Annotated in this window: 4 protein-coding genes and 2 pseudogenes; all 6 read right to left on the bottom strand. The window is 38.6% G+C overall.

What is annotated here, in order from left to right; all coding sequences use genetic code 11:
* Positions 1-193: 193 nt before the first annotated feature.
* The gene (locus OCV77_RS03430) at positions 194-652 is read right to left on the bottom strand and encodes a hypothetical protein (protein ID WP_262573346.1); all 459 of its coding nucleotides are present in this window, start codon (positions 650-652) and stop codon (positions 194-196) included.
* Positions 653-978: 326 nt separating this feature from the next.
* Positions 979-1,887, bottom strand: a pseudogene (locus OCV77_RS03435) (Abi family protein).
* A gap of 213 nt (positions 1,888-2,100) precedes the next feature.
* A pseudogene (locus OCV77_RS16615) lies at positions 2,101-2,406 on the bottom strand (ATP-binding protein); the annotation flags it as partial.
* A 250-nt stretch (positions 2,407-2,656) separates the two neighbouring features.
* Entirely contained in the window at positions 2,657-3,175 is a 519-nt protein-coding gene (locus OCV77_RS03445; RefSeq protein ID WP_262573348.1) for a hypothetical protein, read from the bottom strand.
* A 9-nt stretch (positions 3,176-3,184) separates the two neighbouring features.
* A complete protein-coding gene (locus tag OCV77_RS03450) occupies positions 3,185-4,339 on the bottom strand; it encodes an AAA family ATPase (protein ID WP_262573349.1) in 1,155 nt (384 codons plus the stop codon).
* Between the two features lie 311 nt (positions 4,340-4,650).
* Positions 4,651-5,135 (bottom strand): IS66 family transposase (locus tag OCV77_RS03455; RefSeq protein WP_262573352.1); only part of this gene is annotated, 485 nt, incomplete at its 5' end.

Consider the following 5,135-nt stretch of genomic DNA (forward strand, 5'->3'; position numbering starts at 1 on the left):
TTCATTTAGCAGCAATATATTTTGGTCAGTTTATCGTTTTATAATATTTAATTTATAAACACATATCTACATCAGTTCATCTATAAAAATTTTGTAAAGCTTCACGTGAATCTTTTCTATAGTCCACACCGTGTAAGCAGGCTTCACATATAAATATCCCCGCAGAGCCAGGCCTTGCGGGGATAGAATTTACTTATTTCGTCTTTACCTTCGCATCCTTATAAGCAAGTGCAAAGGCATAGAACTTATCTGTTGAGATAGTAATAGGTGCAGGATCCTTATCCTGATCCTTTAAGATTATCGGAACTCCCTTTTCCGTCACACATATCATTTCGAATCCATGACCAGCAGCCTGCAATTCCTTTGGAATTGAAAAAGTGATGGTTACTGCCTTGTCCATCTTATAGAGTCTTTTACCGTTTGGAAGAATGTTGTAGGTTCTGCCAATGGTATATTTTCCAAGGACTGCCTCAAAGGATTCAAAGCATTTCTTTCCCTGCATCGCATTCTTCACAGTAACCGGATAAGCATTAGCTTTATCAGCAGTACAAATCACCTGCTCCTTACCATTATTCCGCGGATGGTAAACCGCGTCTGCGAAAAGAGCCTGATGTATGCCAGTCAGACGCAAAAGCGGCTGGTCGATGACCAAATGGTCAGCTATGTGGCAGAACACGAAATGCTTGTTGTGAATGAGTAAGCGAACGCCGCCGAAGAAAATCTCCGGCGGCGATAACCCATACGACGTTCATGACGCAAAACTGAGCAGTTCAGCAACAGCTCATGAGAGCAGTTCCATGACAGCTCATGAAATCAGCAACAGGTATATCAATGCAAGCATTCTGCCTTTATTATGAATGTTTTATCAAAATAAGAATGGCGAAGTGCTTATCGTAACACTCCGCCGAAAGCCTAACCGGTTTGAGCAAAAAATGCTTGGTTAGGTCTGCTTTACTATTTTATGCAGCTCTGCTTCATTTATACACTTAGATGTGCTTTCCAATCCGCCGGAAGATTCATTGCTGTAAGACTGACTACACCAATATTATTTTGAATCAGCTTATCAAAAGCATCAACAAATACTGTCCACTCCTCATCGGATGAACGCAGATACTTCATTGCCAGTAGGATTTGATACAAACCGTTATGTGCTGGCGGTGGTGTGACCTTATCTGCATTCAGAATTTCCGGTGTCGTATGTATTGTGCGATTGTAAATTCTGGAATTATGAGCACACATATTACGCAATACTGAAACGCCCTGTATCCATGAAGCAAGCATTTTCTGTGATGGATTTACCAAATTCCCTTTTTTCGATTTATACTGGTAATTAGTGGTCAATATAGAATACGAACTTCCAGTACCTGTTTTCAAATTCTTAATTATCTTCGATAGCGTACCAAATGAAAGAACTTCAACAGTTGCCCATACAGGCACCTCTCCATCATGATTGTCAAAATTATGTTTGATAAACACATCATTAGAGCGAGCAATTTCAGACGCTACAGTAGACATATTCTGCCAATACAGTTTTTTCTCTTTAAAAATCGATGAATCCTGCAATACAAGTGGCTCTCCGTGTATTAGTAACGCTTCCACCAATCGTACTCTCAAAGCCACTTCAATCTTGGAAATCATTGAAAAAATCAAAGCAGATAATTCCTGATCAAATTAATACAACTTTAAAATATCTTCAAACTTTGTTCCTGGAACATACTTCTTTGTAGCATTATCATATAAGTGGAACGAGTATCCACGCAAACGATAAAATCCAACGGACTTTAATGCCTTTTCTACGTCCGCACGAGAAGTAATTACCATTCCTACATCAATATATGATTGTACCTGCTGTTCTATTGTTAAAATTTGTTTTGTATATTGATACATAAACACCCTATAAATGAAAAAGTCCCACCGGGTTGCGCATGAAAAATCAGAGGCGTGGTGGGTTCTGTTACTGTCATTATACAACTTTTATTGTGGCCGTCAAGATTCCTTTTCGAAAAAAGAATACAAGCTCCCACTAATTCCGTTTTTCGTAATTCTTTCCTTCATCATATTTGACCTCTTTCACACCACTCCGTTCTCTAGTATAATAAGTTACTTTGCCATTGCAGGATCTAATCCATATACTTCTCGCATAGAGAGATCTTTGGATGGATCAATGCTTTCAATATCGATTTTATATGAGTCATACGTTATACGATCCATAATGGCATCTGCCAGGGTACTTTCATCGCCACAGATTTGTTGGTACCATTCACTTTCGCGGAACTGCGAGCAAAAGATCGTGGATGATTTCTTGCGTCTTTTGTGTATCAGTTCAAAAAGGTTTCTGGCTTCGGCTTCCGTCAGTTTGAGGAGAAGCCACTCGTCAATGATCAGTACTACTGGCTTGGTGTGCTTGAGAAATCAAGTACCCGTTTTTTCTCAAAACAAATATTTACCTGCATCTTCATCACACGCTGACCATTTCTTCTACTTCATTTTCCTTGCCACCCAATTATAAATTCTTCTGTCAAGTCATCAATATTTTCCCATTTACTGCCTTCTGTGACGCTATCTAAAGCATTCGTAATAATGCTCTCCTACCATGACATCTGAATAATTCAACTCCTTACATTTCTGCAAGCGCCTTTCCAAATTTCAATAAATATTATCGTAACAAGTCCAGCAATGTATATTCACCCTTTTGAACTTTTGACATTTCATGATATTTCTTTATTGTCGTAACAAGAATCCTCGGATCGCTGAAGTACGTTTTCATAAAATCATAGGACTTTACCTCCGTCATCTTCAAATCCTCTTTGCAAAAACTGCTGGGTTTCTTCCCGGTTTTCTTGAATTCCTTATACTTATTCTCATTAAAGATGATTAGCATCTCTATTTCCGGTGCCGTAATAACATTAATCACATCCACCTTGCCAGCGTATGCCTTACTGAGCTTAAAGTTTTCACGTCTTGAGTCAAGAATTCTAATAACAGAAATCTTATCCATAAATCCTTTTCTCAAATATTTTTCTTCAAACTTCTTGCCTTCCCGACAGCGGATCACTTCTTCCTCAATCATCTCTTCTCGGGAAAAAATCAGGAGCCCATAATCCAAGAGTATATCTATAATGGCAGTTTCAGCTGCGCCCTCACAGATACATGCCTTATATTTTGCTAATTCCATGGGTACCTCCTATGCAAGAAAGGCAGCGATACTCTTCTTTAGCTGCATATATGCCTCGTATGTCGGAGTCGTACCTTCAAGAAAACCGCTCTGGTATGCATCGCTCTTCTTGATATCATTTCTTTTCAGTATATTTGATAGATTCTCTACTGTGATGCCATTACGATTTCTGGTAATAAATATGCTATCATTACGATCATACTCATCAAGTAATTCCGGATAATGTGTAGAAAAGATAAGTATACCACCTTTTTTGTTCAGCTTGCTGTCCATGAAGAATCGCATCAGTGTCGTAACAATTTCTTTATTGAAATGGTTCTCTACTTCATCTACAACAATATACCCACCTTTTTGCAATACTTCCTGCGCAAGGGTAAAAGTAATCATTCCTTTTACCGTACCTGATGAAAGGTAGTTGTTCAGTTCCACCGGATTATTAAGAAGAATTTCCTCTTTTCCCTTGAATTTCAGATGGATTAGTGTCTTATTGTCATTTTCATCAAAATGCAACCTCTCAATTGTCGGATCCAAGAATGTAATGACCTCTGTAGGAATATCTTCTGAGAATGGAAGAACATTTTCATTTGTATATTTCAAAAGATTTACTATACGTATATGTTCCTTTGTCTTTTTATTCCTGGCAATCATAATACTTACATCTTCGGATAAAAATTCTTCCTGGCTGCTCCTGATTATCGCCGGCTCTTTTCCCTCAAAATCAAGCATTGCCTTGCGGGTAGTCACTTCAACTACATTCTTTTTCCATAAAGACTCTGAGACAATACTGTAATTTGTCCCTTCTGACTTACTTTTCTTGGATGCAATAAGCGTTTCCAATCGACAAATTTCATTCGTCTTTCCGGAAAAGAAATACATATTCAATTTAACTTCTTTTGCGTCTCCCAATATATCTCTGGTTTCAATGTGGTTAATTGGCTCATTATTGATTATTTCTAGAGCAAGCAGAATAACCTTTAATACAGATGTCTTACCGGATGCATTGATACCAATAAAACCAGTTGCAGAATTTAAATAAATATTTGAAAATAACGGATACAGAATACTCTTTTGTTCTTCTGCGATTCTCTGCTGCGCATAAAAAGTCAAATCAAGCTTTTCCTTGAATAGCGGTAATCCTTCCGCTGTAATACGAAGAAGTTTCATGAGTGCCTCCAAATTTATTAACAGTTTTTACGTTTTTATTCTTAATATAGGAATAGTATACCACTTGTCGTGTAATTTATCAACGAACTTTACGTTTTTATAATAATCAACCTGTCCGGTTCTGTAAACTGGTAGGGATGTGCCGTCTAAACAAAACGACATTTAACCGACACTCAAACCGACAATTTTACGTAAGTAAAGAAGTCCCCGAAGGAACTTCTTTCACCACAAATCATATTCATTTTTATCGTAAATGCACCATAGCAAGTACCTTGACAACTATAAGCCGCTTTTGCGGCCTGCTGTAAATTTTATTTTCGAATGTTTTCCGGCAGCGCTGATGACCAGGGGAGCAGCTCTTCCAAAAAGCTGCGGTCTGTGTCTTCCATGTGTTCTGGGATCACGGTCAGCAAATGTTCAAAGTACTCATAGGGTTTTAAGTTGTTTGCCTTTGCTGTTTCTGCGATACTGTAGATCACAGCAGATGTCTTGGCTCCGTTTATGGTATCAATCACCTGCCAGTTCTTTTTTCCAATGCAGAATCCCAGAATGGCACGTTCCGAAGCATTATTATCCATCGGAACGTCTCCATCATCCAGAAATACCCGGAGGTATTTTTCCTGATTCAGAAGGTAGGTAAAGGCTGCTTGCAGTTTTCCTTTTACCACGATCTGTTCTTTTTTCTGTTTCAGGTACGCAAACAAAGCATCTACTAGGGGCCGGATGACCACCTGACGCTGCGCAAGTCTTTCTTCGGAAGAGAGCTCTTTCAGTTTACCTTCTTCCCGGTAGATTG

Source organism: Suilimivivens aceti, assembly GCF_025567405.1.
GTDB lineage: Bacteria > Bacillota > Clostridia > Lachnospirales > Lachnospiraceae > Suilimivivens > Suilimivivens aceti.

Excerpts from the sequence above, each read along its gene's own strand:
- OCV77_RS03445 (WP_262573348.1), bottom strand. The coding sequence starts at position 3,175 with ATGGAATTAGCAAAATATAAGGCATGTATCTGTGAGGGCGCAGCTGAA.
- OCV77_RS03450 (WP_262573349.1), bottom strand. The coding sequence starts at position 4,339 with ATGAAACTTCTTCGTATTACAGCGGAAGGATTACCGCTATTCAAGGAA.